Here is a 26,981-nt window from a genome sequence, read left to right on the forward strand (position 1 = left end):
TGCGCGCTCGCACTAGGCTGGGGCTTCGATACCTTTCTGGAGCCCGGCCGATGCTGACCAACATGCAGACTCGCGATGTCGAGACGCTGATCCACCCCTATACGAACCTCGCCGCCTTCCGCGAGACGGGGCCGCTGATCCTCGATCGCGGCCAGGGCGTGTGGGTGCACGATGTCGACGGCAAGCCTTATCTGGAGGGCATGGCGGGCCTGTGGTGCACGGCGCTCGGCTACGGCAATGAGGAACTGGTGGAAGCGGCGGCGACGCAGATGCGCAAGCTGCCCTTCACCCACATCTTCGGCGGCAAGAGCCACGACCCGGCGATCGAGCTGGCGGAAAAGCTGAAGGAGATGGCCCCGGTGCCGATCTCCAAGGTGTTCTTCACCAATTCGGGCTCGGAAGCCAACGACACCCAGATGAAGCTCGTCTGGTACATGAACAATGCGCTGGGCCGGCCGCAGAAGAAGAAGATCATCTCCCGCATGCGGGCCTATCACGGCGTGACCATCGCCTCGGCCTCGCTCACCGGCCTGCCCGGCAACCACAATGATTTCGACCTGCCGATCGCCGGCGTGCGGCACACCACCTGCCCGCATTATTACCGCCAGGCCGAGGAAGGCGAGAGCGAGGAGGCCTTCGCCACCCGCCTGGCCGCCGAGCTTGAGGCGCTGATCCTGGCCGAAGGGCCGGAGACGGTCGCCGCCTTCATCGCCGAGCCGGTACTGGGCGCCGGCGGCGTGATCGTGCCGCCCAAGACCTATTACCCGAAGATCCAGGACGTGCTGACCAAGTACGATATCTTCTTCATCGGCGACGAGGTCATCACCGGCTTCGGCCGGCTCGGCACCGCCTTTGGCTGCGAAGCCATGGAGATGAAGCCCAACTCCATCTCCATCGCCAAGGCGCTGTCCTCGGCCTACCAGCCGATCGGCGGCGTCATGATCCCCGAAGACATGTACCAGGCGATGGTCGATGAGAGCCGCAAGCTCGGCAGCTTCGGCCATGGCTACACCTATTCCGGCCACCCGGTGGCCGCCGCCGTGGCGCTGAAGACGCTGGAAATCTACGAGCGCGAGAGCATCTTCGAGCGGGTGCGGGCGAAGATCCCGCAATTCGTCGCCCGTCGCGCGGCGCTGGAAGATCACCCGCTGGTGGGCGAGGCGCGCGGCGCCGGCATGGTCGCCGCCATCGAACTGGTCGCCGACAAGAAGACCAAGCACCAGTTCGACCCGAAGCTCGGCATGGCCGCCAAATGCGTCGCCTTCGCGCAGGCCGAGGGTCTGATCGTGCGCAACGTGTTCGGCGATGCCGTCACCATCTGCCCGCCGCTGGTCATCTCGCCGGCCGAGATCGACGAGCTGTTCGACCGCCTCACCCGCGCGCTCGACAAGACCCTCGACTGGGCGGTGAGCCAGAAGCTGCTCGCGGCCTGAGTCCGGTCAACCTCATCCCGGATGGCCGCACGGCCGTTCGGGATGAGGTCTCGGGAGCATCCCGGCACAAACAAAAAGGGGCGCTGCCGCGGCAGCGCCCCTTTCAATTCAGGATGAGCGAAGGCTCAGAGCACCACCACCTCGGTGCCCGAGGGCACGCGGGTGTAGAGGTCGATCACGTCCTCGTTCAGCATGCGGATGCAGCCGGAGGAAATCGCCTGCCCGATATATTCCGGCTGGTTGGTGCCGTGAATGCGGAACAGCGTGTCCTTGTTGCCCTGGTAGAGATACAGCGCGCGCGCCCCCATCGGGTTGTGCGGGCCGGGGCCGACGAAGTTCGGGATGCCGGCAAGACGCTGCTTGATCTCCGGGGTCGGGGTCCAGGTCGGCCATTCGGCCTTGCGGCCGATCTTGGCTTCACCCTTGAACGCCAGCCCCTCTTCGCCGACCGTCACGCCGTAGCGGATGGCCTTGCCGTCGGCCTGGACCAGATAAAGATACTTCTTGTCGGTATCGACAACGATGGTGCCCGGCTTTTCGCTGCCCGCGTAATCGACGATCGACCGCTGGTAGATATCCGGCGGCAGGACCTTCTGATAAGGCGCATTGGCGAGCAATTGCTTGTCGCGCGGCGTCAACGACGCCGTCGGCGCCGGTTGACGCTCCACAGAGCTGCACGCACCCAAGAGGAGCGCCAACAGGACAGCTCCCGCCCCGCGCATAATCATTTCGCAATGCTCCGAATCAGTTTGCACGCATGAAGCGTGCGGCTTCACCCTTGACTGTCGATTAACCGAACTTGGTTCCGCCTTGAAGGGGCCACATGAGTGGCGAGCGAAGGCGGTTCGGAAATGTTGCTCAAAAAGCTCACTTCTGGTGGAAGAACTCCAAAAAGCCGGTTTAGACCCCTCCCTAACGTCAAGAGCCTTACCGCGGACCTCGACTCTGCATATTTTTGACGCAGTCGACGGCCATTTCGTCGGCATCCACCCGGCGAACGGGTGGTCCACATGGAGGAAGTCATGTCTACCGAAGACAAGCCGGCCCCCCAAGGCCGGCCGAGCGACCGCTGGGACCGCTCGGAACAGAGTGCTCATTGGCGTGAGATCGGCATCTCCGCGGTTGCCGCCGCTGCGCGTTATGCCTCCGACAAGAAAACGGTATCCGATGCCCCCGCGATGGGTGCGGCGCGGACCGATGGCGCGGAAGCGAAGATCGTAACGCTTCGCGACGTCGAATATTTCGCGGCCTGATTGCCACCGGCCGAACAGCCGGGACGAGCTCGTCCGCCCCTCCCCCCGAACATCCTCCGACATCACGCCCGTTGGCCGTGCGCCTTCGGGCGACCCGACGTCGCGACGCTGTTATAGGGATGCGTGAAATCCTGCTGCGGCCTTCCGCCATGCCGGAAGGCCGCAGCAGTTGCCATCACGTCCGGGGAGTGCCGAATGATCACCGCCTATTGCATCCGCAACGGGGCGCTGCAGGGGTTTGACGTCCCTGCGGAAGGCCCCGTGCCGCCAGACGCCCTCTGGATCGACATGCTCCGTCCGGCCAGCGGCGAGGACGCGCTGGTCGAGGCCGCGCTCGGCATCGGCGTGCCGACCCAGGCGGAAATGGTCGAGATCGAGCCGTCGAGCCGGCTGCGGATCGAGAACGGCGCGATCTACCTGACCGGCAGTCTGGTCTGCCGCGCCGACGAGGAGCGCCCGATCCTCTCGGCCGTCTCCTTCATCCTCGTCAACCATCGGCTGGTGACGCTGCGCTATGATGAGCCCAAGCCCTTCCGTCTGGTGATGGCGCGGCTGACCCATGGCTGCTCGGCGACGCTGACCGGCGAGCAGCTCCTGATGGAACTGCTCGATGCCATCGTCGACCGCGCGGCCGATATCATCGAGCATCTGAGCGAGCAGATCGAGGCGCTGTCCGAACGCATCTTCGATCGCGAGGCGCGCACCGACCAGAACCAGCGTTACCGGGCGCTGCTCAACATGATCGCCCGCAAGGCCGACCTCGGCTCCAAGGTGCGCGAGAGCCTCGTCAGCATGGCCCGCATCTTCACCTTCCTCGCCGCCGAGGGCGAGACGAAGGCGCTGTCCAAGGACCAGAAGGCGGCGCTCAAGAGCCTTCAGCGCGATGCCACCTCGCTCACCGACCATGTGAGCTATCTCGGCGACAAGATCACCTTCCTGCTCGACGCCACGCTCGGCCTCGTCAGCATCGAACAGAACAACATCATCAAGATTTTCGCGGTGCTCTCGGTGGTGCTGATGCCGCCGACGCTGATCGCCTCGATCTACGGGATGAATTTCGAGCACATGCCCGAACTGGCCCTGACATGGGGCTACCCGTTGGCATTGATCGCCATGCTGGTCGCGGCGATCGTGCCCTACTGGATCTTCAAGTGGCGCCGATGGCTGTAAGCGGCGCCCGCGGCCGGCTCACACGTGCTGGCCGCCATTGATGTGGATCTCGGCCCCGTTGAGATAGGACGAGGTCTCCGTGCACAGCACATAGATGATCTTGGCCACCTCGTCGGGCGTGCCGAGCCGCTGCATCGGGATCTGCTCGACGATCTTCTCCGTGCCGGGCGAGAGGATCGAGGTGTCGATCTCGCCGGGCGCGATGGCGTTGACCCGCACGCCGAGCGGGCCGAAATCGGCCGCCATCTCGCGCGTCAGCCCGGCCAGCGCCGCCTTGGAGGTGGCATAGGCCGCGCCGGCGAAGGGGTGCACCCGCGAGCCGGCGATCGAGGTGACGTTGACCACCGCGCCATGGGTGCGCTTCAGCTCCTCCAGCAGGCCGCGCGCCAGCAGGATGGGGGCGAAGAAATTCACCTGGAAGACCTTGTGCCAGGCCTCCTGCGGCGTGTTGAGCGTGCTCAGCCGCGAACCGCCCGCGCCCTTGGGCGAGATACCGGCATTGTTGACGAGGGCGTGCAGCTCGCCATTCTCCAGCCGGCTCTTGATCTCGTCGACCGCGCGCAGCGTGTCCTCGGGATTGGAGAGGTCGACCTGGATATGGTCCTCCGGCCCCATCTCCCACGGACAATTCTCCGGGAAGGCATGGCGCGAGCAGGTGATGACCCGCCAGCCGGCGGCGGAGAACCGCTTGACGGTGGCATGGCCGATCCCGCGCGAGGCGCCGGTGAGCAGCAAGGTACGGCGAGGCTGATTGGAACCCTTGATCATGGGGCAGTCTTAGCTCAGCTCGGGAGGGGTGTCAGGGAGAAAGACGGGGCAGGGAGAAGACGGGTCAGGGATAAAGCCGGGTCTTGGTCCAGCCATCCGCCTCGGGGGTGGCGCGGGCGAACACGATGCGGTCATGCAGGCGGAACGGCCGGTCGTGCCAGAACTCGATCTGCACCGGGCGAATGCGATAGCCGTTCCAGTGCGGCGGGCGCGGCACGGTGCCGAGCGCGTGCTTGGCGGTGAGCTTGGCCACCGCTCCCTCCAGCGCGAAACGCCCTTCGAGCGGGCTCGACTGCTGGCTCGCCCAGGCGCCGATCTGCGACAGGCGGGGGCGGCTGGCGAAATAGGCGTCCGCCTCGGCCACGCTCACCATCTCCACCGGGCCGCGTACCCGGATCTGCCGGCGCAGCGACTTCCAGTGGAACACCACCGCCGCCTTGCACATGGCGGCGAGTTCGCGGCCCTTGGCGCTGTTGGAATTGGTGAAGAACACGAAGCCGCGCTCGTCGCGGGCGTTCAGCAGCACCATGCGCACATCCGGCAGCCCGTCGGCGTCGACGGTGGCCAGCGCCATGGCGTTGGGATCGTTCGGTTCGCTCGCGCGGGCTTCCGTGAACCAGTCCTCGAAAAGCTGGAAAGGCTCGGCGGCCAGCGTGAAATCACCGGATGTTAACTCTTCAGGCGCTTCCATAAGGGCAGTCTCGACGATTGGACCCGAGGGCCCGGCGATGTTCCTAAGGCGGCGACAGATGGCGTCATCTGCGATGATGCTCATCTCGGCTCCATATACGCGCGCAGCGGCGCTTCGCACAGCGCGTTGCACGCTGACCTTCGTCGCGGTCGGCGCGGTGCTGGGCGGCTGCTCGGGCACCGCCGCGCTCGATCCGATGGCGACCGGCTCGATCAGTGCCCACCCCGTGGCCTATGCCTCCGAGCCCGTGCCGAAAGGCGTGGCGCCGGAGGATTGGGTGGCGGCGCGCAAGGCGCTGGCCGAGGCGCTGGTCGACAAGGAGGCGGCGCCGAGCGTGCCGTGGGAGAATTATCCCGGCGCCACCCGCGGCACCGTGACGCCGCTCGGCCCGACCGCCGATGCCGGCGGCAGCGGCCAGTGCCGCGAATTCCTCATGAGCTTCGTCAAGCAGAGCGGCGAGGAATGGCTCCAGGGCGAGGCCTGCCGGACCAAGGCGGGCTGGAAGGTCGATCAGGCCCGGCTGCTCGAACGCAGCTGAGGCCGCAGCCGCCTCGCCAAGCTTCCCGCCAGCTTCGCGCCGCAGGCTCCCGCAGAAGGTTTTCCGCGAAGCCGGCTTGCCGGCCCGGTGGCCGTTGCATTGGCGCAACACGCCTCCTACATGTCGGACAGCCGGAACCGCCGGACGAGACCATCATCCATGCGCGATCCCTACGATATTCTCGGCGTTGCCCGCAGCGCCGACCCCGCCGAAATCAAGCGCGCCTACCGGCGCCTTGCCAAGAAACTGCACCCGGACGCCAACAAGGACGATCCGAAGGCGCAGGACCGTTTCGCCGAGCTCAACTCGGCCCATGAAATCCTGTCCGACCCCGACAAGCGCGGTAAGTTCGACCGCGGCGAGATCGACGCCGAAGGCAAGCCGAAAGGCTTCGAGGGCTTTCCGGGCGGCGGCTTCGGCCGGGGCGGCTTCCAGCGCGGCCCGGGCGGGGGCGAGACGATTTTCGAGAGCTTCTCCTACGGTCCCGAGGGCGCCCGCCGCTCCGGCCATGGCCCCCATGACGCCGGCGGCTTCGACGACGTGCTGTCCGACATATTGGGCGGCCTCGGCGGCGGACGCGGGCGGGCACGCGGCCGCGCCGAGACCCCGCGCGGCAACGATATCGACATCACCGTGCCGGTGCCGCTGGAGACCGTGGTCGAGGGCGGGCCGGTCAAGGTGCGCCTGCCCAATGGCCGCGTCGTGGAGGTGAAGATCCCCGCGCGCGTTGCCGAAGGGCACCGGATGCGCATGAAGGGCCAGGGCGAGCCCAGCGCCTTTGGCGGCACGCCGGGCGACGCCTATCTCGTCGTCGCCTATGCGCCGCACCGCGTGTTCAGGATCGAGGGGACGGATCTGCGGGCCGATGTGGCGCTGCCGCTCGCCCAGGCCGTGCTCGGCGGCAAGCTGCGCGTGCCGACCCTGGGCGGCGAGGTGGAACTGTCCGTTCCGGCCTGGACCGATTCGGGCCGCACCTTCCGCCTGCGCGGCAAGGGCCTGCCCAAGGCCGAGGGCGGCGAGGGCGACCTGCTCGCCACCGTCCGCATCGCCCTGCCGGAGGAGCGCGACGCCGAGCTTGAGGCGCTGATGCGCAAGCACGCCGGAGCCTGACGCAGCGGATTACAGGATTGAGCCTGACGGCGCGCCGGATCCGCCGGGTGCGGAATCGCCCGTCGAAGCCCCCATCCCGGATTGCCACCATGGCCGGGGACGTGTCTGACTGTAACCGCTCGCTTGAGCGGCTCCTGCCGCTGTGCGATAGGAACCCTTCGCCACTGCACAGTGGGCAGAGAGTACGGAGCACGGCGTGACGGGCATGGCATCGGTTGGTTTGATGAACGGTAAGCGCGGCCTCATTATGGGGGTTGCCAATAACCGTTCCATCGCATGGGGCATTGCCAAGGCCGTCCATGCTCAGGGCGCGAAGCTCGCCTTCACCTATCAGGGCGAGCCGCTGAGGAAGCGCGTGGAGCCGCTGGCGAACGAACTCGACGCCGCCGTCGTCGGTCACTGCGACGTCACCGACCCCGCCACCATCGATGCCGTCTTCGCCGAGACCGAGCGCCAGCTCGGCGGGCTCGACTTCCTCGTTCATGCCATCGCCTTCTCCGACAAGAGCGAGCTGGACGGGCGCTATGTCGACACCACCGCGGACAATTTCAGCAAGACCATGCTGATCTCCTGCTACAGCTTCACCGCCGTCGCCCAGCGCGCCGAGAAGCTGATGACCAATGGCGGCTCGATGCTGACGCTGACCTATTACGGCGCCGAGAAGTGGATGCCGCATTACAATGTGATGGGCGTCGCCAAGGCGGCGCTGGAGTCGAGCGTGCGCTACCTCGCCGCCGATCTCGGCCCCAAGAACATTCGCGTGAACGCCATCTCCGCCGGCCCGATCAAGACTCTCGCGGCCTCCGGCATCGGCGATTTCCGCTATATCCTGAAGTGGAACGAGCTGAACGCGCCGCTGCGCCGTACCGTGACCATCGACGAGGTGGGCGATACCGGCATGTACCTGCTGTCCGATCTCGGGCGCGGCGTCACCGGCGAGATTCACCACGTCGATGCGGGCTATCATGTGGTCGGCATGAAGAATCCCGAGGCGCCGGACCTGACGCTGGATCGCGACTGATCCCGCGCCCCGACGGCCCCCTCCGGCACAGGAGACAGCGATGACCAAGGCTCGGCTCGGAACAGGCGCAACCCGGAACCCGATGAGCGCCGCGACGGCGCGGCGACGCGTGGCACGCGCGGCGGTGCTGGCCCTTCTCGGCGGTGGGATTTTCGCAGGCGGATTTTCCGTGGGTGTGGCGCAGGCCGCCTCCTCCATCACCGTCCAGCCGGGCCCGCCCGGCCCGCAGGACCGGGGCGTGCCGCCGACCTTCGAGGAATATCCGCTGCTGCCGCGCATTTTCGGGCCGGGCGGGGCGATCTTCCCCGGCTATGTCGCGCCGATCGACCAGAACGGCGATACCCGCGTCTCCCTGCTCACCGGCAGCGGCGGGCGGATGGTGTTCGCCGCCGGTACCGCCGACACGCGCTGCCAGACCGAACAGGCGCCGATCATCACCATTCTCGATGCGCCCGCCGGCGTGAAGCTCTCCACCGACTATGGCAATTTCACCGTGGATGCGGTGCAGGCCGGCACCTCCTACTGCCTCGGCCGCGTCATCCAGGGCACGCGGGTCTTCGTCAGCGGCCGGCTGCCACGCGGCGGCGCCACCGCCACGCTGCGCGTCGCCTATCCCCATGCCGGGCGAAACGGGCGCACCTACACCCAAACCGTGACACTGCCCGCCCGATGAGCCGCTGCCGCATCTTTCTGGTCCGTCATGGCGAGACCGACTGGAACCTCGCCGGCCGCCTTCAGGGCCATCACGACATTCCGCTGAACGATCTCGGCCGCGAACAGGCGGCCAAGACCGCCCGCGTGGTCGACCGCCTCGCCGGCGGCGCGGCGACTCTCGATTATGTGGCGAGCCCGCTCGGGCGGACGTCCCAGACCATGGCGATCCTGCGCGCCGAGCTGGGCCTGCCGCCGGACGAATTCCGCCGCGACGCGCGGCTGAAGGAAATCGGCTTCGGCCGCTGGGAAGGCTTCAGCTGGACCGAGCTGCGCCGGCGCGATCCCGCCAGCGTCGCCGTGCGCAAGACTGATCCGTGGAATTTCGTGCCGCCGGGCGGCGAGAGCTATGCCATGCTGACCGAGCGCGTCATGGGGGCGATCAACGAGATCACCGCCGACAGCGTGGTCGTGACCCATGGCGGCGTGGTCCGTGCCATGTTGCATGTCCTCGCCGGCATGCCGCCGGAGCAGGCGGTGGACCTGCCGGTGCGCCAGGGCGCGGTCTACATGGTCGAGAACGGCGCTTTCGAACTCGCCGTCGCCTGACGGCACCACCCGGCAAAGGGAGCCCCCCATGGGCGTCACGCTGATCACCGCCTCGGAGGCCTCCAATCCCCGCCCGATCTGGTGCGTCACGCCGCAGAACTGGCGCGAGGTGGCGGGCGGCCTGCCGGCGCCGGCGCTCTCCTTCGCCGAGGCCACCGGCTTCAAGGCGGAACCGGGCGCACTGCTGGTCCTGCCCTCGGCCGATGGCGCCATTGCCGGCGTGCTGTTCGGCTGCGCGGAGCCCCCGCGCGACCCGCTCTCCTTCGGCAAGCTCGCCACCACCCTGCCCGCGGGCGATTACCTTCTGGAGCGCGCCCCGGCCGATCCACGCCTTGCCACGCTCGGCCTGCTGCTCGGCGCCTACCGCTTCACCCGCTACCGGGCGCGCTCCCGCGCGGCGATCCGGCTGGTCGTGCCCGAGGGCGTCGACAAGGCGGCGGTGGAGCGCACGGCCGAGGCGGTGACGCTCGCCCGCGATCTCGTCAACACGCCGGCCAACGACCTCGGCCCGGCCGAGATCGAGGCGGCGGTGCGCACCCTAGCGGCCCGCTTCGGCGGCGGCGTGCGGGTGACGACGGGCGACGATCTGCTGGCCGCCAACTTCCCCCTCATCCACGCCGTCGGCCGCGCCAGCCCGCGCGCGCCGCGCCTCATCGATTTGAGCTGGGGCGAGCCGGACGCGCCCAAGGTCACGCTGGTCGGCAAGGGCGTCGCCTTCGACACGGGCGGGCTCGACATCAAGCCGGCGAGCGGCATGCTGCTGATGAAGAAGGACATGGGCGGCGCGGCGAGCGCCATCGGCCTTGCCCAGATGATCATGGCCCGCAAGCTGCCGGTCCGCCTGCGCCTCATCGTGCCGGCGGTGGAGAACGCGGTAGGCGGCGCCGCCTTCCGGCCCGGCGACATCCTGGCCTCGCGCAAGGGGCTCTCGGTCGAGATCGGCAATACCGACGCCGAAGGCCGGCTGATCCTCGCCGATGCGCTGTCGCTGGCGGATGAGGAGGCGCCCGAGCTGCTGATCGACTTCGCCACCCTCACCGGCGCCGCCCGCGTCGCGCTCGGCCCGCAATTGCCGCCGGCCTACACACCGGACGACACGCTCGCCGCCGACCTTGCCCGCCATGCCCTTGCGGAAGCCGATCCGCTCTGGCGGATGCCGCTCTGGCAGCCCTATGCGTCGATGCTCGACAGCCCGATCGCCGATCTCAACAACGCGCCGAGCGGCGGCTTTGCCGGCTCCATCACCGCCGCGCTGTTCCTCCAGCGTTTCGTCGAGCGGGCCGGGGCCTGGCTGCATCTCGACATCTACGCCTGGAACCCGTCGAACCGGCCGGGCCGCCCGGAAGGCGGCGAAGCGCAGACCATCCGCGCCCTCGACGCCCTGCTGACGGAGCGTTACGCCCGTTAACCCATTGTTGGATCAATGGGCGCCATGGTACGAACAATCCGCAGCCGTAACGATTTGCGGCAGGGATCAGCGGAGTGCGCACCATGGCGGTCGAGATGCGCCCATCGCAGGCGCTGCGCCTTCTGCATGAGCTGTCGCTCGCGCAGGTGCGCGACGATGCGCCCGATCTCAGCCCGCGCCAGCTCGCCATCCTGCTCTGCGTCTATCTGGAAGCCCCGCCGCACACCGTGCGCGGCCTCGCCGCCCGGCTCGGCGTGACCAAGCCGGTCATCACCCGCGCGCTCGACACGATGGGCGCGCTCGGCCTCGTCTCGCGCCGGCGCGACGAGGCGGACAAGCGCAACGTCATCATCCAGCGCACCGTCGACGGCGCGCTCTATCTGGAAAAGCTCGGCGATCTCGTGGTCGCCGTGGCCCGCCATCTGCGCTGAGAAATGCGAGCACGCCCGTGACCGATCGCGACCCGCGCCTCACCCCCGCCCGCCCGGACCTCGCCGCCGCCAGCCTGCGCGGCCTGGTCGAGGCCCCGCTCTATGTGGAGGGCACGGTGTACCGGGTGGTCCACGCCACCGCGCCGATGCGCAGCGAGCCCTCGCCCGAGGCGCCGCTGACCACCGAGGCGCTGTTCGGCGAGACGGCGACGATCTTCGAGACGACGATGGAAGGCTGGGCCTGGGGCCAGCTCGACGCGGACGGCTATGTCGGCTGGCTGCCGGCGGAGGCGCTCGGCCCGGTCGGCCCGGCGGCCACCCACAAAATCGCCGCGCTGCGCACCCCGGTCTTTCCCGGCCCCTCCATCAAGCTGCCGCCGAGCGCGCTGCTGTCCTTCGGCAGCCGGGTGAACGTGGTGGAGACACGCGAGCGTTTCGCTGTCACCGCCGAAGGCGGCTTCCTGTTCGCCGGCCATCTGGTGCCGCTGGAGGCCGTGGAGACCGATTTTGTCACCGTGGCCGCGCGTTTTCTCGGCGCCGCCTATCTGTGGGGCGGGCGCTCCAGCCTCGGGCTGGACTGTTCCGGCCTTGTGCAGATCGCGCTCACCGCCTGCGGCATCGCCTGCCCGCGCGACAGCGACATGCAGGAGGCCGCGCTCGGCACGGCGGTTCCGTTCGATGGCGACCTCGCCACGCTCCGGCGCGGCGACCTGCTGTTCTGGCCGGGCCATGTCGGCATGGTCGAGGATCCGGCGACGCTGCTGCACGCCACCGCCTTCAGCCTGTCGGTGATGCGCGAGCCGCTCGCCCCCGCGTTGGCCCGCATTGAAACCGGCGGCACGCCCCTGCGCAGCGTCCGGCGGCTGTAAGCCGCCCGCCCCTGCGCCTCAGAACTCCCCCGCGAAGATATTAAGCCGGCGAAGTATCGCCTTCTCCACTTCCAGCACGAGCATCAGCGCGACGCCGATGGCGATGATCATCACCCCGTCGAGCAGGGCGACCGGGCGCGTCTCGAACACCGCCTGGAGCGGCGGCAGATAGGTGAAGGCCAGCTGGCCCGCCACCACGGCGGCCAGCGCGATCAGCACCGCCCGCGTGCCCAGCGCCCCCTGCCAGGTGATGGAGCGCATGTGCAGGAAGCGCACATTGAACAGATAGAAGATCTCCATCACCACGAGCGTGTTCACCACCAGCGTGCGGGCCATCTCCAGCCCCTGCCCGCGCGACAGCGCGAGATGCAGCACCCCGAACGTCGCCAGCATGAACAGGATGGAGACGAAGGCGACGCGCCACAGCATGAACGGCGTGAGCAGGCTGGCATGGGACGGGCGAGGCGGGCGTTCCATGGTGCCCGGCTCGGTCGGCTCGAAGGCGAGCGCCAGACCCAGCGTGATGCTGAGGATGAGGTTGAGCCAGAGGATCTGCGCCGGCGACATGGGCAGCGTCGCGCCGAGCAGGATGGCGATGATCACGCCCAGCACCTCGCCGCCATTGGTCGGCAGGGTAAAGGCGATCATCTTGCGAATATTGTCGTAGACCGTGCGCCCCTCCCGCACCGCCGCGACGATGGAGGCGAAATTGTCGTCCACCAGCACCACTTCGGCCGCCTGCTTGGCCGCTTCCGTGCCCTTGCGGCCCATGGCGATGCCGACATCGGCCTGCTTGAGAGAGGGCGCGTCATTCACCCCGTCACCGGTCATCGCCACCACATCACCGGTCGATTGCAGCGCCCGCACGATGCGCAGCTTGTTCTCCGGGCTGGTGCGGGCGAACACGGTGGTGGCGTGGGCAAGCGCCACGAGATCGGCATCGGTGGTGGCATCCACCTGCGCGCCGGTCATCACCAGAGGGCTCTCGCCCAGCCCGAGCTGGCGGGCGATCGCCTGCGCGGTGGCGCCATGGTCGCCGGTGATCATCTTGACGCCGATGCCCGCGCTCCGGCATTCGGCAATCGCCGCCACCGCCTCCGCGCGCGGCGGATCGATGAAGCCGACCAGCCCAAGGAAATCGAGCCCGTCGAGAGAGTCCACGGCAAGCCGGGCCGGCGCGCCCTCCGCCAGACGCCGCGCGGCAAAGCCCAGCACGCGCTCGCCCTGCCGGGCGGAGGCGTCGATGGCCGCATTCCAGCCGGCCTCGCCGGCAGCGCCCGCGCACAGCGCCAGCACCGCCTCGGGCGCGCCCTTCACGAAAATCACCGTCTCGCCCGACGGGCCGCGCGCCAGCACCGCCATGAAGCGATAGGCGGCATCGAAGGGGATCGCGTCGAGCCGCTCCCATGCGCCGCGTTCCACGGCGGGCACCATCCCGCCCTTCACCGCCAGGGCGACGAGGGCCGCTTCCATCGGGTCGCCCTCGGCCAGCCAATGGCCGTTCTCGGCCCGTAGATGCGCGTCGTTGCACAGCAGCGCGCAGCGCAGCAGTGCCTCGCTGGCGGTGGCGGGATCGCCCGCCCCCACCCAGTTCAACTCGCCCTCCGGCGCATAGCCGATGCCGGATATCGCAACCTCAGCGGTGCGACCCTCGCCCGCCGGCAGGAACAGCCGGCGCGCGGTCATCTCGTTGCGGGTCAGCGTGCCGGTCTTGTCCGAGCAGATGATCGAGGTCGCCCCCAGCGTCTCCACCGCCGGCAGCAGGCGAATCACCGCATGGCGCCGGGCCATGCGCCGCACGCCGATGGCCAGGGTGATGGTGATCACCGCCGGCAGCCCCTCCGGCACCAGCCCGACGGCAAGCGCCACCACCGCCATCAGCGCCTCGCTCCAGCCATAGCCGCGCACCAGCACCGCGAACAGGAACAGCGCCGCGCCGCCGATCAGCACCACCCAGGTGAACGACCGGGCGAAGGCGTTGATCTGGCGCAGCAGCGGCGTCACCATCGGCTCGACATCGGCCATCAGCGTGCCGATGCGGCCGATCTGCGTGCGCGGGCCGGTGGCGACCACGATGCCGGTGCCCTGCCCGGCGGCGACCGTGGTGCCGGAAAACGCCATGGAATGCCGGTCGCCCAGCGGCGCCTCGGGAGCGGCGGGGTCGGACCGCTTGGCGGCGGTGACGGATTCGCCGGTCAGCATCGCCTCGTCGATCAGCATGCCCCGCGCCAGACTGAGCCGCGTATCGGCCGGCACGCGGTCACCCGCCTCCAGCAGCACCCGATCGCCGGGCACCAGTTCATGGGCGGCGACGCTGAGCCGCTGGCTGCCGCGGATGATGCTGGCCTGCGGCGCGATCATGTTGCGGATGGCGCGCAGCGACTGTTCGGCCCGGCCCTCCTGCACGAAGCCGACCACCGCATTGACCAGCACCACCGCGATGATGACGCCGGCATCGACATGATGGCCGAGGATCAGCGCGGCCAGCGCGCCGGCCAGCAGGAAATAGATCAGCGCATTGTTGAACTGGGCGAGAAAGCGCAGCAGCGGCGAGCGGCCGGGCGGCTCGGGCAGCGCGTTGGGACCGTGGGCGGCAAGGCGCCGGAGCGCCTCCTGCGGGCTCAGCCCGCCCAGTGGCGCCTCAAGAAGCCGCGCCACCTCCTCATGCGGCAGCGCGTGCCAGGGGTCCTCCATGGCGGAGCGGGCCGGCGCGGCGTCGAAAGGGGAGAGCGGAGCAGGCGGTTGGGTCATCGCGGCGACAGGCCCTTCATCTGGGGGGAAGGAAACGCTAGCGACGCCGGCCCGCCTGACAACCGGACATTCCCGGATGGCCGATCGGAAAGCCAAGCAGGACGGGAACATCGGGCGGCCGGGACAAAAGGAAAGGCCGGCCATCCGGCCGGCCTCCCGAGAGTATCGATGAAAGGAGTGTCGATGAAAGGCCGGCCTTCCGGCCGGCCCGTCACGGTCAGATTTCCTCGTCGCCGCCGAACCAGCCGCCGCCATCGAACCAGCCGCCTTCATCGGAGGCGTTGATGTCGTCGGCGCCGGCATCGGCGGCATTATCCGCCGGGGCGTCGGCCGCCGGGTCTTCCGCCGGTGCCTCGGCGGCTTTCGCCTCGCCGCCGGAGAGCATGCTGGAAATGGCGCTGCCCAGAAGCACGCCACCGGCGACACCCATCGCGGTCTGCGCGGCACCCGCAAGGAAGCCGCCACCACCCCCGCCGAAGCCGGGCCGGCCGAGCCCGCCGGGCTGGCCCTGCGGGTTCATCCCGGGAGCATTCATGCCCTGTGCGCTCATGCCGGGAGCGTTACCCGGCTGGGGGCTGCCGCCCCAGGCCGGCGACGCCGCCCCGGCCGCCGCGCCCGCCCCCGACCCGAAGGCGGGATTGGCCGCGCGCGGCATGGAGGGGACGGAGCCGCGCCGGGGCGCCGGCTGGCTGGAGCCGAACAGCGAGCCGAACAACCCGCCGGACGCGGCCGGACGCGACTCATTGGCCTGACGCTCCGCCTCACTGGCCTGACGCTCCAGCTCCTCGATGCGGGCCTGCGCCTGCTGCAGCGCATAGTCCTGCATGACGATGGTCTGCGCCATCAGATAAGGCGCAGCCGGCTGGCGGGCGATCCGCTGGCCGATATAACCCTCGGCCTGGCCGTCGCGCGGGGGCGCGCGGCGTTCCGCTTCCGCGAGCTTTTCGAAAAGCCCGTCAATGGCTTGGCGATCCTGGTCGTTCATCGCGCGATCTCCCTTCGTGACCCCGTCACTCCCGCTCGCCGGTCAGGTTGAGCAGAAGCTGGAAGATGTTCACGAAGTTCAGATAGAGCGACAGGGCGCCAAACACAGCCAGCTTCTGCTGCGATTCAGCATCGAAATTGTCCGCGTACTGTTCCTTGATGCTCTGCGTATCCCAGGCCGTCAGGCCGACGAACACAAGAATACCGACCACGGACACGATGAATTGCAGCATCGACGAGCCGAGGAAGATGTTCACGACGCTCGCAATGACCACGCCGATCAGACCCATGATCAGGAACGAGCCGAACTTCGACAGGTCACGCTTGGTGGTATAGCCATAAAGACTGGTCGCACCGAACATGGTTGCGGCGATGAAGAAGGTGCGCGCGATCGACGTGCCGGTGAACACCAGGAAGATCGAGGCCATCGACAGGCCCATCACCGCGCAGAACGCCCAGAACATCATCTGCGCCGTACCGGCCGACATGGCCTGGATGCGGAACGAGAAGAACAGAACGAAGGCCAGCGGCGCCAGCATCACCACCCATTTCAGCGGGGTGGAAAAGATCGGCACATAAAGCGCCGGCGTGGTGCCGACGATGAAGGCGACGGCACCGGTGATGACGAGGCCGAGCGCCATGTAGTTGTAAACGCGCAGCATATGCTTGCGCAGGCCCTCGTCGAAAACGGCCTGGTCGACGCCACGGGCGCCGGTCTGCCACTGATAGCCGAAGTTCGGCGTGTTCATTTCCATCTCCTGTTGAGGAAATCGACCCTTGCGGATCAGTAGAGCGAGCGCGCCAGAGAGGCGGCCGCCCGATCGAGTTCGCGGGTCTGTCCCTGGGCGACCAGGGCGTAGGCGACCTCACCGACCTGCCAATAGGCGGCGCTGAGGTCCTCCCGCGGAACGGTGGTGGCCGGCACCACATCAAAGCTGCCCGGCCGGACGGCGAACAGCGAGACGGCGCCGAAATCCTTTGTTTTAACAGATACTTCCACACTCGGCCCGAAGGCCGAGGGGAAGACCTGCACATCCGCCACCTGCCACTCCTGCGGCAGGTTCGGCATGATGATGGCGGTGGCCGAGCGGATCTCGGCCGGGTCATAGGCGGTCGCGCCCGGTTGCGAGCTCATGCCGGCGCGCAGGGCGCTGGTGCGATGGGCCCGCACCGCCTCTTCCAGATAGGCCGGCGGAAGATCGGAGGCCACGACCCGGCTGACGCCGAGCGGTCCGAACTGAGCATGGGCCAGCCAGCCCGCACCGACCAGCAGCGCCACGGACGCGGCGATCCGCACAAGGCGCAGCCAGCTCTGGCGCGACAAAGCGTTCTCCAGCCGGCGGGCCGCCTCGGTGGTGGCCAGACGCGCCCCCGCGCCAACCGCCAAGCGCGGCGTATCGGCCAGCGCCAGACGCAACTCGTCGCGAATCCGCAAATCCGCCATCACCCGCGAGGCCTCGATCGGGTTGGCGCTGAGATAGGCCTCGACATCGATCCGGCGGGCCACCGCCAGCTCGTCATCGACATAGGCCTGAAGGTCCGTATCGGAGACCGGATCAAGGGGACGGCTCATCCGCTCCTCCAACAAGACGCAAATGGGTGGGGCGCACGGCCGTCCCGTCCTCGATCGCCCGCAACGCGGCGCGGGCGCGGGAGAGACGGGACATCAACGTGCCCTGGGGAATACCAAGCGCAGCCGCGGCCTCGGCGTAACCGAGGCCTTCAATGGCCACGAGATGCAGCGCGGCGCGCTGCTCCTGCGGCAAGTGCATGAAGGCCTCGCGCACCTGAGCGAGACGCACATGATGCTCCTGCCCCGGCTCACCTGCCGGCTCGGCCAGCTCCATCGCCCGGCGCTCACGCACGCCCTCGGCGCTGCGGGCCCGGCGGCGGTCGATGAAGGCGTTGTGCAGGATCGACAGCAGCCAGCCGCGCAGCCCCTTGCCGGGCGCACCACGCTCCGGGGAGAAGGTGCCACGCCGCTCATAGGCCCGCACCAGCGCGTCATGGACCAGGTCCTCCGCATCGGCGTCGTCGCGGGTCAGCGAGCGCGCATAGCGCCGCATCACCCCGAGCTGGGCCGGTACGTCGAACGTGGTTTCGTCGCGCTTCATAACTCGTATACGGAGCCCCGCGCTCCCCTATTCCCGGTATTGCGCAGTTTATTTCATGCCGCTGCGACAGGGAACGCGGCCGCCTCTGCGCCGTTCTCTCACGGATGAATATGAGCAGGATACCATGGCCGAGAAAAACCGCGACAACGCCGCCCGCAGCGCCTCCGACGCTCCGCCCGCCGTCGCCCACGGATCGCCGACCCTGACCGCGGTCACGGTCGACGCCAGCAACAGCCAGATGCGCGAGGAAGACGGCTTTGTCGGCGACCGCGCCCGACGCGCGGCATTCTTCCAAAGCCTTGATCGCTGGCGGGAAATTGCCGGCGACGCGGCACCGCTGGGCGAGACGGCGACCGCCGACATCTCCAAGCGGCAGATCGACGACGTGCTGATGGAGGGCGATCCGGTCGAACAGGCGGTGATCCTGAGCGCGGTTGAGGAATATGCGGGCGAGCTTGCCACCGTTGTGCGCCGGTTGCTGCGCACCAAGGAGTGGCGCGGCACCGAGCGCATCGCTATTGGTGGCGGGCTGAAGGCCGGGCGTTTCGCGGAGATCGCCATTGCCCGCGCCGAGTTGATTGCCCGTTCTCACGACACGGAAATCGAGCTGCGGCCCATTCGCCATCACCCGGACGAGGCGGGGCTCATTGGAGCGGTTCATCTGGCGCCGAGCTGGATGTTTGCCAATTTCGGCGAGATTCTCGCGGTGGATATTGGCGGCACCAATATTCGCGCCGGTATCGTGCGCTTGAACCTTGATAAGGCAGAGGATTTGTCGAAAGCGAAGGTGCGTACCAGCCAGATCTGGCGCCATGGGGACGAGGATCCCAAGCGGGACATGGCGATCGAGCGGCTTGCCAAGATGCTGAAAGATCTGGTGGGCGAAGCTGAAGAAGAAAAGTTGTCGCTTGCGCCCTTCATCGGCGTGGGCTGCCCCGGCGTTATCCAGCCGGACGGCTCGATTGCCGCCGGCGCGCAGAACCTGCCAGGCAATTGGGAGAGCTCGCGCTTCAATCTGCCAGCCGCTCTCTGGCAGGCGATACCGGAGATCGGCGGGCGCGAGACCACGGTGGTGGTCCATAATGATGCTGTTGTTCAAGGGCTTAGCGAGGTGCCGCTGATGCAGGATGTGACGCATTGGGGCGTGCTGACGATCGGCACCGGGCTCGGCAATGCCCGTTTCACCACTCGCGCCCGGCCGAACGACGAACGGAAAGCCGTGCGCCGGAAGAACGGGGCTGGCGGCGATTAATTGAATTCCGGAGCGTCAGACATGGCCCTCGCTGCGCTCTCCAGCCTCCCGCTCCTGCCGCGCAAGATCTTCATATTCCTCGCGAATCCGTTCCAGGGCGGTATCGTCAAGCTCCTCAAGATCGAGGAGGATCCGGCGGGCCTTGTCGTTGCGGGCGATGAGTTCGTCGATCTTGATGTGCAGGGCGGCGGTGTCGCGGTTCTGGCTGTTCTGAATGACGAACACCATCAGGAAAGTGATGATGGTCGTCGATGTATTGATCACCAGCTGCCAAGTATCGCCGAAGCCGAAGATCGGGCCGCTGGCGCCCCAGATGGCGATCAGACCCAGCGCGCCGGCGAAGATGACGGGCTTGCCCGTCTGCAATGAAACCCATTGCGCGAAACGGGTGAAGAGCGAGCGGCGCGGGGCGCCGGAGCGGGGCGTACGCGACATGGCCTTCCTCAGCTTTTGCCGCTGACAACGTCCTTCCGCCCCGGTCGTTCCTGCCGCCTTGCCCCCATCCCGATTCAGATCATCGGCGCGCCGCCGGTGACGGCGATGGTGGCCCCGGAGACATAGCTCGACAGCGGATCGGCCAGCATCACATAGGCGGTGGCGAGTTCCGCTGGCTGGCCCGGCCGCTTCATCGGCACCTGCTCGCCGAAATGCGTCACCTTTTCCGGCGGCATGGTGGAGGGAATGAGCGGCGTCCAGATCGGGCCGGGCGCCACGGCGTTGACGCGGATATTGCGCGGCGCCAGCATCTGGGCGAGGCCGGCGGTGAAGTTCTGGATCGCGCCCTTGGTGGTGGCATAGGCCAGCAGGTTCGGGCTCGGCTTGTCGGAATTGATCGAGGCGGTGTTGATGATGCTCCCGCCCTCGCCCATGTGCGGCACCGCCGCCTTGCAGATATAGAACATGGCGTGGATGTTGACGCGGAAGGTCAGATCCCACTCCTCGTCGGAAATATCCTCGATCTTCTCGAAACTTGCCTGATGCGCGGCATTGTTGACGAGAATGTCGACCCCGCCCAGTTCGCGCCGGGCAGCCTCGACGAGGTCGCGGCACTGCTGCGCGTGCTGGATGTCGCCGGGCATGAGCACGGCGCGCTGCCCGGCCTCCTCGACCAGGCGCTGCGTCTCGGCGGCATCATCGCCTTCATTGAGATAGGAGATCAGCAGGTCCGCCCCCTCGCGGGCATAGGCCAGAGCCACGGCCCGGCCGATGCCGCTGTCGCCGCCGGTGATGAGCGCGCGCTTGCCCTTGAGCCGCCCCGAGCCCTTGTAGCTCGCCTCGCCATGATCCGGGCGAGGCTGCATTCCGGCGGTCATGCCGGGCATGGGCTGGGGCTGTTCGGCGAAAGGCGGCGTGGGGTAATTCAAGCTCATGGCGCACTCCTGCGTCGGGGCATGCTGATGACAATTCAGGATTTTCTTGAAAATCAGGGCTCTCCTGAAAATCAGGATCTGCGATCGTCGACATGGGCGGGCTTGCCCTTGCGAGGGGTCGCGGCGAGATCTTCGAGCTGGTCCTCGGTCATCGACTTTTCCATCGATTTCGAGGCGCCCTTAAGGTCGCTTTTGCGGCCCTCGCCACGCTTGGCGGCGAGGGCTGCCCCCGCCGCCATCTGCTGCGCCTTCGATTTTGCCGGCATGGGAAGTCTCCCGTGAGCGTTCTGCAAACCGGATGACGGCCTGGCGGGAGAGTATTGCCTCCCGCCATAGGCCTTACGGTTCATTGACTTTACTCAGCGGCGCGCAGATTGATCTTCGCCTCGGCGAGCTTGCTGAGCTTCACATCGGTGTTTTTCTCTTCCGCGAGGTTCTTTTCCAGCACGCTCGCGCAGTCCGGCCGGCCGAGCTGCTTCGCCCAGGCGACAAGTGTTCCGTAGCGCGTGATCTCGTAATGCTCGACAGCCTGCGCCGCCGCGATAAGAGCCGCATCAAGAACCTGCTTGTCGGCGACTTCGCCCGCGATTTCCTCGGCCTCGTCAATGATTCCATCGATCGCCGGGCAGGTTACGGACTTCGCTTCTACGCCGTGCAGGCGGAATACTTCTTCCAGACGGACGACGTGATTCTTGGTTTCGGTGAGGTGATGCGTGAAATCTGCCTTGAGCTGGGGATCGGTTGCCTTCTCGATCATCGTCGGCAGCGACTTGGCAATCTTGTTCTCGGCGTAATAGATGTCACGCAGCGTGTGGACGAAAAGGTCGTCCATCGTCTTGATATCTTTTGAAAACAGACCCATGGTACTTTCCTCCTGTAACGGCTTTATTTTACCGTGATCGCGCATTGAACAACATGAATGTTCGCGCGCGAGACTGCCCTGACAACCGACAAAAGGGCCGAGCGTTCCCCGATTTATTGATTGGTTACCAAGAATGCCCTCCTGTACCGCCGCGCTCACGGCGCCTCCTTGGAGCGGAGTGTCAGTGCAGTGAGGTGGACGATGTGTATCAGTGTGGCGTGTGTGTCCGAGCACCACGGCGCGGGAGAGCGCGCCCCTGTCATCCCTGCGTCGGGGCTGGTTGCCGTGGGGGAATGGCGGAGCCGGTGGCGGGTCGCTGATGCCGGGCGGCTGGGGATCGCGAATGGCGGGCACGTCGCGGTCACGCACCGGCGGGCGCACCGGGTCGCGGATGGGTTCGTGAATCGGGGGAGGTCCCGGCATCGGCGGAACGCCGGGCGGAAGGGGTGGGCTGTCGGAACTCGGGTTCGGCGTCATGGCGTGGGCCTCCGCTCTGCAACCAGTCCGGGTCAACGGTCCCTTCCCGCTCCGGTTCCGCCATGGCGGAGGCCGGCGGCAGGCAGATGTCGGCGATGACGGGAAGATGATCCGAGCAGGCCCGTGCCGCCGGATCGGTGCCGACCTCGACCAGCATGCCGGGATGGCTGCAATAGATGCGGTCGAGCCGCAGCGTCGGGCGGAAGGCGGGAAAGCTGCGCTGCTCGGTGCGCTCGGGCAGCACGCGGGTGAGGGTGCGTGTCACCAGCCCAAAGGAGAACCAGTCGTTGAAGTCGCCCATCATCAGCGTCGGCAGCGGGCGGCGGCGACCCAGTTGGTGACGCCTCGCCATGGCGGCGAGCGTCATCACCTGGCGCCGGCGCTCCAGCAGCGCGAGGCCGACATGCACGGCGACCACGTGCAACGGCCCCTGAGGGGTATGCACCCTCGCCTCGATGGCGATGCGCGGCTCGCGCCGGCGCACGGAGAGGTCGTGCAGTTCCACGCCGTCCATCGGCCAGCGCGAGAACAGGGCATGGCCGTAATGCCCGTCCGGCACGGCGATGGTGCGGGCCTCGGTGAAATGGCCGATGCCCAGCCCCTGCAGCGGGGCGAGACATTCAAGGCCTCGGCCGCGCGTGTCGATTTCCTGCAAAGCGAGGATGTCCGGGCGATGGCGGGCGATCAGCGCGGCGATGCGGTCGAGATCGAAGCGCCCGTCCGGCCCGATGCCGCCATGGATGTTCCAGGTCATCACCCGCAGGGCGGCGGCACCGGCAGGGTTCAAGCGGGCCTCCGCATGCGCGAGACCAGCATCTGGAGGCCGATCGAGACGAGAATCCACAGCAGCACGAAGCCGCCCAGCAGGGCGACGCTGCCGAGCGACGGGTTGGAGATGACATCGACGATCTGCCGGCCGAGCGCGGTCAGCACGATGAGGCCGGGCAGCAGGCCGAGCGCGGTCCCCGCCGCGTAGTCGAGGAAGCGCACGCCCGCCGCGCCGGCCACGAGATTGACCACGGTGAAGGGCGCCACCGGCACCATGCGCACGGTCGCCACCGCCAGCACGCCGCTCTCGGTGAGGCGGCGGCGGATGCGGTTGATGCGCGGGCCGATGAAGCGGCGCACCAGCCCGGAACCCAGTCGGCGGCCGATGCCATAGGTGGCGAGCGCGCTGGCCATGGCGCCGATGCCGGCGATCACCGCCCCGCTCCAGCCGCCGAACAGCGCCACCGTGGCGACGATGAGCACCGACACCGGAAAGACGAGAAAGCCGGCCGCAATGAAGATGCCGACCATCAGCGCCGGCGCCCAGGGACGGTCGGCGATGCCGTTCATGGCGGAAATGATGCGCTCGGGCTCGGAAAGCGGCGAATTGGCCCAGGCCACCAGCAGGCCGGCGATCACCAGCACGGCGATGGCGCCCGCCACCAGCCAGCGGCGGCGCGGGTTGCGGGCCGCTTCCTCGGGCCGCTCCTCATAGATCGGCTCGACCGGATCGGCGAGCGAATCGATGCCGATCAGCATGTCCGCCTCGCCCTCGCGCGGCACCGGCAGCAGCGCCCGGCCACCGGTGCGCGCCGCCCCGTCCACCACCGCCCGCAGCGAGCCGGAACGGCCGAACCAGACGGCCACCTCCTCGCCGGACAGGCCGAGATGCTCGCCCAGCAGCCGATTGCGCACCGTGGCGACGGCGCGGCGCTCGGTCTCCTCATCGGCGTCGATGACGAGATCGCACTCGCTGTCAAAACCCATGGAGCGGTTGCACAGATTGGCCGAGCCGACGCGCAGCAGCCGGTCGTCGATGATGGTGACCTTGGAATGCACCATGACCGGGGCTTTCGCGCCCTCCCGCTCCACCTGCGGGAAGACGAAGCGCACGCGATCGGCGACGCCGGAGGCATCGAGCCGCTGCAGCACGCGGGCGCGCCCCGCCCCCATCGACTGGTGCTCGAACCAGCTCCGGTAGCCCTGCGGCACGACGATCACCGCCTCAAGCGCCGGGCGGGCGCGCATCCGGGCGATCAGCCGCTCGGTGAAGCGTTCGCAGGTGAAGAACTGGTTCTCCATGTAGATCTGGCGCTCGGCGCTGTCGATCATGTCGAAGAACAGCGCCTCGACCTCGCGCACCTCCGGCTCGCTCTCGAAGCTCGGCAGGGTGCGGGAAATGCCGATGCCGACAGCGCGGAAATCCGGCTCCAGCCCCGCCGGCCAGTAATCGCCCTCGTCGCGGCGGCGCGGCACGGGCAGGCGCTCGCAGGCGGCGCGCTTCCAGCGGTCGCGGAACAGCCGGCCGAGGGCGGAGGCGGCCGCCCCGTCCACCGCCATCTGCACGTCGTGGAACGGCGAATAGGCGGCGCCCGTCGGGTCGATGCGGCGCGGATCGTCCGGGAGGTGATCGCTGGTGTCCCAGCGCCGGCGGGTCAGGTCGAGCCCGCCGGAGAACGCCATGGCGTCGTCGATGACGACGATCTTCTGGTGGTGCGAGGCGCCGAGCGGGAGCGAATCGTCGAGGCACAGCTCGATCTGCGGCGGGGTCGACCAGAGGAAGGAATAGATCGGCGTCAGCTCGCGCTCGAAGGCGAACAGTACGGAATAATCCCACAGCAGCAGCCGCACGCGCAGGCGCGGATTGCGCGCCACCAGCGCCGAGAGGAAGGCGGCGAGCGTCTCCGGCAGCCCGTCATCGGCGGTGCCGTCCGGGCCGACCAGCTTCATCCGGCTGTCGAGATCCCAGCCGGCGATATGGATGGTGTCGCGCGCATTGAGCAGCGCGCGGCGCAGCGCGCCGAAATAATTGGCGCCATCGGCGATCACCGCGGCGCGCCCGGCCGGCTCCACCCGCCAGACATTGCGCCCGACACGCAGCACCGGGCCGGCGCCGAGCGGGGCCGGCGGCGCGGCGGCAACCGGGGCCGGGCGTTCGGCGAGGGCGTTTTCCATCATGTCTTCAGCAAGCCGGGGCATCACTATCCGGTCTCCAGGGAAGCGAGGTCGGGGCGTCAACCGCCGCCGCGCCGCAAGGTTCCCCCGCGCAGTACCGCCCTGCCCCTGCCGCATGGCGGGCTTTGGGGCGCGAGCCTGTCTCGCCCCGCCTTGTCTCGCCCCGCCGCCGGCGCCATACAGGATGCGGGCGTGGTCAGCGGCAGGCAGGCACAGCATGGAACAGCAGTCTCAGCCCGGCGTGCTGCCGGACCTCATGGCGCAGGCCGCCGAACTCACCTCCTGGCGCCGCACGCTGCACGCCATGCCGGAAACCGCGTTCGAGGAACACCGCACCAGCGCCTATGTCGCCGCCAAACTGGAGAGCTTCGGCCTGCCGGTGCATCGCGGCCTCGCCGGCACCGGTCTGGTGGCGACGCTGACGGGAAAGCGCGGCGACGGCCCCGCCATCGGCCTGCGCGCCGACATGGACGCGCTCGACATCCTTGAGGCGACCAACCTGCCTTACCGTTCCGACACGCCCGGCAAGATGCACGCCTGCGGCCATGACGGGCACATGACCATGCTGCTCGGCGCCGCCCGGCATCTCGCGGGCAACCCGGATTTCGCCGGCACGGTGCATTTCATCTTCCAGCCGGCCGAGGAGAATGAGGGCGGCGGCAAGGTGATGGTCGAGCAGGGCCTGTTCGACCGCTTCCCGATGCAGGAAGTGTACGGCCTGCACAATTGGCCGAACGCGCCCTTCGGCACCTTCCTCGGCCGCAATGGGGCGATGTTCGCCGCCTTCGACATTTTCGAGGTGAAGGTGATCGGGCGCGGCGCCCATGCCGCCATGCCCCAGCGCGGCATCGACCCGGTGCTCGCCGCTTCGCTGATCGTCGCGCAGCTGCAATCCATCGTGGCGCGCTCGGTCAGCCCGCAGGAGGCGGCGGTCTTGACCGTCACGCAGATCCATGGCGGCGACACCTGGAACGTGATCCCGGACGAGGTGGTGCTGCGCGGCACGGTGCGCACCTTCACCAAAGAGGTGCGCGATCTGGTCGAGGGGCGTTTCCGCGCCGTGGTCGCGGGGGTGTGCGCGGCGCAGGGGGCCCGCGCCGAAATCCGCTATGAGCGGCGCTACCCGGCGCTGGTCAATCACACCCGCGAATTCGGCCACGCGCTCGCCGCCGCCGACGTCACTGCCGGGGGGCAGGTGGTGCCGGATTTCGAGCCGATCATGGCGGCGGAGGATTTCGCCTATATGCTGGAGGCGGTGCCGGGCGCCTATCTGTGCCTCGCCAGCGGGCCGGGGCCGAATTTGCACAACGCCGCCTATGACTTCAACGACGCGCTGCTGCCGGTCGGCGCCAGCTACTGGGTCAATCTGGTCCAGGCCCGGCTGGGCGCGGCGACGGCCTGATCAGGGCGTTCACAGCCCCAGAAGCTGCGTGCCGCCGTCCCAGAGCAGTTTCAGCGAGAGCAGGAACAGCGCGATCACGATAAGCCGGTAGAACAGCGCCTCGGGCAGGCGGCGCGTCACCCACACGCCGACGAAGGTGGCGATGATCGCGGCCGGCAGCAGCAGCGCGGCGATCTTCAGATTGGCCGGGCTGAGCTGGCCGAGCGCCCAATAGGGCGGCAGCTTCATCGCGTTGATGGCGGCGAAGGCGATGGTGGTGGTGCCGGCATAGACCATCTTCGGCAGGCGCTGCGGCAGCACATACATCTGGTAGGGCGGCGCGCCGCCATGGGTGACGAAGCTGGTAAAGCCGGACACCGCGCCCCAGAACACGCCGCGCGGCACATCCGCCGGGCGCGGCGTCGCCCCCACATTGCCGAACCAGCGCACGAGGCAGAAGGCGAGCCCGATCAGGCCGACGATCGCCTCCACCATGGCGTCGGTGACGAAGGAGGCGGTGGCCCAGCCAATGCCGATGCCGAGCGCGGCGGCGGGGATGATGATGGCGAGGATGCGGGGGGAGAATTCGCGCCGGTAGGCCCAGACGCCGAACATGTCGCTAACCACATAGACCGGCAGCAGCAGGCCAGCGGCGGCGATGGGCGGCATGACCAGAGCCATGATCGGCACCGACAAAGTGCCGATCATCGGAACGCCGCCCTTGCCCATGCCGACGCAGAAAGCCGCGAGAAGGGCGGCGGCGGCAAAGGCTGGATCGACAGGAAGCATCGGGACTACGCGGCAAGAGGAGGGCGGGAGCCCTCCTCTCTCGGATGGAAGGAGGAGGGCCGTGCCCTCCTCTTGGGTGGAACGAGGAAGGCGGGGCCCTCCTCTA

General features: G+C 68.2%; 28 protein-coding genes. 13 read left to right on the plus strand and 15 right to left on the minus strand.

The window, feature by feature from the left end; translation table 11 throughout:
- The first annotated feature begins 50 nt into the window (after positions 1-50).
- Positions 51-1,433: an aminotransferase gene (locus KIP89_RS08705; RefSeq protein WP_213754977.1), complete on the plus strand. Its 1,383-nt coding sequence runs from the start codon at positions 51-53 to the stop codon at positions 1,431-1,433.
- A gap of 125 nt (positions 1,434-1,558) precedes the next feature.
- Here KIP89_RS08705 and KIP89_RS08710 read toward each other — a convergent pair whose 3' ends face one another.
- On the minus strand, positions 1,559-2,161 hold the full coding sequence (locus tag KIP89_RS08710) for a L,D-transpeptidase (protein WP_250152366.1): 603 nt from the start codon (positions 2,159-2,161) through the stop codon (positions 1,559-1,561).
- Positions 2,162-2,455: 294 nt separating this feature from the next.
- On the opposite strand from KIP89_RS08710, the gene KIP89_RS08715 reads away from it, so the two are divergent.
- Together KIP89_RS08715 and corA are read left to right on the plus strand one after the other, a co-directional pair.
- Positions 2,456-2,686 carry a hypothetical protein gene (locus KIP89_RS08715; protein WP_213754979.1) on the plus strand — a complete coding sequence of 77 codons (231 nt, stop codon included), beginning with the start codon at positions 2,456-2,458 and terminating at the stop codon, positions 2,684-2,686.
- A gap of 195 nt (positions 2,687-2,881) precedes the next feature.
- A complete protein-coding gene (corA, locus tag KIP89_RS08720) occupies positions 2,882-3,856 on the plus strand; it encodes a magnesium/cobalt transporter CorA (protein ID WP_213754980.1) in 975 nt (324 codons plus the stop codon).
- An 18-nt stretch (positions 3,857-3,874) separates the two neighbouring features.
- On the opposite strand, the gene KIP89_RS08725 is transcribed toward corA, so the two are convergent.
- On the minus strand, positions 3,875-4,624 hold the full coding sequence (locus KIP89_RS08725; protein WP_213754981.1) for an SDR family NAD(P)-dependent oxidoreductase: 750 nt from the start codon (positions 4,622-4,624) through the stop codon (positions 3,875-3,877).
- Positions 4,625-4,688: 64 nt separating this feature from the next.
- On the minus strand, positions 4,689-5,315 hold the full coding sequence (gene pdxH / locus KIP89_RS08730; protein ID WP_213754982.1) for a pyridoxamine 5'-phosphate oxidase: 627 nt from the start codon (positions 5,313-5,315) through the stop codon (positions 4,689-4,691).
- Between the two features lie 58 nt (positions 5,316-5,373).
- On the opposite strand from pdxH, the gene KIP89_RS08735 reads away from it, so the two are divergent.
- The 8 genes from KIP89_RS08735 (at position 5,374) to KIP89_RS08770 (ending at position 11,952) form a co-directional block, all read left to right on the plus strand.
- Positions 5,374-5,853 (plus strand): RT0821/Lpp0805 family surface protein, encoded by a 480-nt coding sequence (locus KIP89_RS08735; RefSeq protein WP_250152287.1) that lies wholly within the window; start codon positions 5,374-5,376, stop codon positions 5,851-5,853.
- 159 nt (positions 5,854-6,012) lie between these two features.
- Positions 6,013-6,963, plus strand: a complete 951-nt coding sequence (locus KIP89_RS08740; protein ID WP_213754983.1) for a DnaJ C-terminal domain-containing protein — start codon at positions 6,013-6,015, stop codon at positions 6,961-6,963.
- A 205-nt stretch (positions 6,964-7,168) separates the two neighbouring features.
- Positions 7,169-7,984 (plus strand): enoyl-ACP reductase FabI, encoded by an 816-nt coding sequence (gene fabI / locus KIP89_RS08745; RefSeq protein WP_213755462.1) that lies wholly within the window; start codon positions 7,169-7,171, stop codon positions 7,982-7,984.
- A gap of 40 nt (positions 7,985-8,024) precedes the next feature.
- Positions 8,025-8,657 carry a hypothetical protein gene (locus tag KIP89_RS08750; protein ID WP_213754984.1) on the plus strand — a complete coding sequence of 211 codons (633 nt, stop codon included), beginning with the start codon at positions 8,025-8,027 and terminating at the stop codon, positions 8,655-8,657.
- Positions 8,654-9,244, plus strand: a complete 591-nt coding sequence (locus tag KIP89_RS08755) for a histidine phosphatase family protein (protein ID WP_213754985.1) — start codon at positions 8,654-8,656, stop codon at positions 9,242-9,244. Before KIP89_RS08750 ends, KIP89_RS08755 begins: the two co-directional genes overlap by 4 nt.
- A 28-nt stretch (positions 9,245-9,272) precedes the next feature.
- A complete protein-coding gene (locus KIP89_RS08760; protein ID WP_213754986.1) occupies positions 9,273-10,652 on the plus strand; it encodes a leucyl aminopeptidase family protein in 1,380 nt (459 codons plus the stop codon).
- An 83-nt stretch (positions 10,653-10,735) separates the two neighbouring features.
- Positions 10,736-11,083 (plus strand): MarR family transcriptional regulator, encoded by a 348-nt coding sequence (locus KIP89_RS08765; RefSeq protein ID WP_213754987.1) that lies wholly within the window; start codon positions 10,736-10,738, stop codon positions 11,081-11,083.
- A 17-nt stretch (positions 11,084-11,100) separates the two neighbouring features.
- Entirely contained in the window at positions 11,101-11,952 is an 852-nt protein-coding gene (locus KIP89_RS08770; protein ID WP_369807089.1) for an NlpC/P60 family protein, read from the plus strand.
- An 18-nt stretch (positions 11,953-11,970) separates the two neighbouring features.
- Here the strand turns inward: KIP89_RS08770 and KIP89_RS08775 are convergent, their stop codons facing one another.
- The 5 genes from KIP89_RS08775 to KIP89_RS08795 form a co-directional block, all read right to left on the minus strand.
- A complete protein-coding gene (locus KIP89_RS08775; protein ID WP_213754988.1) occupies positions 11,971-14,703 on the minus strand; it encodes an HAD-IC family P-type ATPase in 2,733 nt (910 codons plus the stop codon).
- 217 nt (positions 14,704-14,920) lie between these two features.
- The gene (locus KIP89_RS08780) at positions 14,921-15,688 is read right to left on the minus strand and encodes a DUF2076 domain-containing protein (RefSeq protein ID WP_213754989.1); all 768 of its coding nucleotides are present in this window, start codon (positions 15,686-15,688) and stop codon (positions 14,921-14,923) included.
- Between the two features lie 25 nt (positions 15,689-15,713).
- The gene (locus KIP89_RS08785; protein WP_213754990.1) at positions 15,714-16,436 is read right to left on the minus strand and encodes a Bax inhibitor-1/YccA family protein; all 723 of its coding nucleotides are present in this window, start codon (positions 16,434-16,436) and stop codon (positions 15,714-15,716) included.
- Between the two features lie 35 nt (positions 16,437-16,471).
- Entirely contained in the window at positions 16,472-17,260 is a 789-nt protein-coding gene (locus KIP89_RS08790; RefSeq protein ID WP_213754991.1) for an anti-sigma factor family protein, read from the minus strand.
- Positions 17,244-17,801 carry a sigma-70 family RNA polymerase sigma factor gene (locus KIP89_RS08795; protein WP_213754992.1) on the minus strand — a complete coding sequence of 186 codons (558 nt, stop codon included), beginning with the start codon at positions 17,799-17,801 and terminating at the stop codon, positions 17,244-17,246. Before KIP89_RS08795 ends, KIP89_RS08790 begins: the two co-directional genes overlap by 17 nt.
- On the opposite strand from KIP89_RS08795, the gene KIP89_RS08800 reads away from it, so the two are divergent.
- A complete protein-coding gene (locus tag KIP89_RS08800) occupies positions 17,782-19,053 on the plus strand; it encodes an ROK family protein (protein ID WP_369807090.1) in 1,272 nt (423 codons plus the stop codon). The genes KIP89_RS08795 and KIP89_RS08800 overlap by 20 nt on opposite strands.
- 15 nt (positions 19,054-19,068) lie before the next feature.
- Here the strand turns inward: KIP89_RS08800 and KIP89_RS08805 are convergent, their stop codons facing one another.
- The 6 genes from KIP89_RS08805 to KIP89_RS08830 form a co-directional block, all read right to left on the minus strand.
- Positions 19,069-19,488 (minus strand): low affinity iron permease family protein, encoded by a 420-nt coding sequence (locus tag KIP89_RS08805; RefSeq protein ID WP_213754993.1) that lies wholly within the window; start codon positions 19,486-19,488, stop codon positions 19,069-19,071.
- Positions 19,489-19,562: 74 nt separating this feature from the next.
- Positions 19,563-20,423, minus strand: a complete 861-nt coding sequence (locus tag KIP89_RS08810; protein WP_213754994.1) for an SDR family oxidoreductase — start codon at positions 20,421-20,423, stop codon at positions 19,563-19,565.
- A 71-nt stretch (positions 20,424-20,494) separates the two neighbouring features.
- Positions 20,495-20,689: a DUF3008 family protein gene (locus KIP89_RS08815; RefSeq protein WP_213754995.1), complete on the minus strand. Its 195-nt coding sequence runs from the start codon at positions 20,687-20,689 to the stop codon at positions 20,495-20,497.
- Positions 20,690-20,778: 89 nt separating this feature from the next.
- Positions 20,779-21,285 (minus strand): YciE/YciF ferroxidase family protein, encoded by a 507-nt coding sequence (locus KIP89_RS08820; RefSeq protein ID WP_213754996.1) that lies wholly within the window; start codon positions 21,283-21,285, stop codon positions 20,779-20,781.
- A 361-nt stretch (positions 21,286-21,646) separates the two neighbouring features.
- Positions 21,647-22,549, minus strand: a complete 903-nt coding sequence (locus tag KIP89_RS08825) for an endonuclease/exonuclease/phosphatase family protein (RefSeq protein ID WP_256441433.1) — start codon at positions 22,547-22,549, stop codon at positions 21,647-21,649.
- The gene (locus tag KIP89_RS08830; RefSeq protein WP_213754997.1) at positions 22,546-24,729 is read right to left on the minus strand and encodes a VTT domain-containing protein; all 2,184 of its coding nucleotides are present in this window, start codon (positions 24,727-24,729) and stop codon (positions 22,546-22,548) included. The genes KIP89_RS08825 and KIP89_RS08830 overlap by 4 nt, the downstream gene beginning before the upstream one ends.
- Positions 24,730-24,922: 193 nt before the next feature.
- On the opposite strand from KIP89_RS08830, the gene KIP89_RS08835 reads away from it, so the two are divergent.
- Positions 24,923-26,107: a M20 aminoacylase family protein gene (locus KIP89_RS08835; RefSeq protein WP_213754998.1), complete on the plus strand. Its 1,185-nt coding sequence runs from the start codon at positions 24,923-24,925 to the stop codon at positions 26,105-26,107.
- A 9-nt stretch (positions 26,108-26,116) separates the two neighbouring features.
- On the opposite strand, the gene KIP89_RS08840 is transcribed toward KIP89_RS08835, so the two are convergent.
- Positions 26,117-26,875 carry a sulfite exporter TauE/SafE family protein gene (locus tag KIP89_RS08840; RefSeq protein ID WP_213754999.1) on the minus strand — a complete coding sequence of 253 codons (759 nt, stop codon included), beginning with the start codon at positions 26,873-26,875 and terminating at the stop codon, positions 26,117-26,119.
- Positions 26,876-26,981 lie beyond the last annotated feature (106 nt).

It is taken from the genome of Ancylobacter radicis (assembly GCF_018449475.1).
GTDB classification, from domain to species: domain Bacteria; phylum Pseudomonadota; class Alphaproteobacteria; order Rhizobiales; family Xanthobacteraceae; genus Ancylobacter; species Ancylobacter radicis.